General features: G+C 64.0%; 1 protein-coding gene. It reads right to left on the bottom strand.

Translation table 11 applies throughout. The features are described from left to right. Positions 1 to 709: IS66 family transposase zinc-finger binding domain-containing protein (locus HWY30_RS43330; RefSeq protein WP_244145143.1), on the bottom strand; the 709-nt coding region annotated here is incomplete at both ends.

Genomic DNA, 709 nt, shown 5'->3' with positions numbered 1-709 from the left:
TGACGGGTTGCGTCGCAAGACCGACGCGGACCATGCTCGCGGCAATCGTGTTCGACGAGATGTCGCCGCCGAAGCGACGCAGCAGACCGGCCAGGCGATAGAGCGGCATGCCGAACTGGTACTTGCCGGTGGCGATCCACGCGAGCGCCGATTCACTCAGCAGCCCACGCGGGATGATACGGGGCGGTGCCGGCGTAACCTTGATGCCGAGATCGCAACATGGGCAGGCGTACTTGATACGCTGATGCTGGGTGACTCGCAACTGCTCGGGAATGACATTGAGCTGCTCACTGATCTCGACGCCGATCTCGACGAGCGCGTGTCCGTCGTGATCGCAGAAGCGCTCTGCCTCAGGGAGTTCGTGTCGCACGACATCACGCGGCAGATTGGGATCGAGAGGCTTGCGGTGGCCGCGCTTCTTGCGCTTGTGGGCCGCGACCTCGGTTCCGGGGGTATCTTCCTGCGCGGGAGTGGCGTTCGCGCCGAGCGCTTCGGCTTCGTTGAACAGGCCGAACTGGTCCGAGGCGCGCGCTTCGCTTTTCGCGCCAAACAGTTCGCGACGGTAAGCGCGCAGTCGTTCCTCGGCGAGATCGCGCTCAGCTGTCACGAGGCGCAGTGCGCTGCGAACCTCCTCATGATCGCGCTGAAGCGAACCATAGGCCTCTCGCATCGCGAGCAGTGCCTTGAGTTCGTCGGCGTCGATGATCAC

The sequence above is a fragment of the Paraburkholderia tuberum STM678 genome (assembly GCF_902833905.1).
GTDB lineage: Bacteria > Pseudomonadota > Gammaproteobacteria > Burkholderiales > Burkholderiaceae > Paraburkholderia > Paraburkholderia tuberum.
This window is presented reverse-complemented; position numbering and strand designations above follow the sequence as displayed.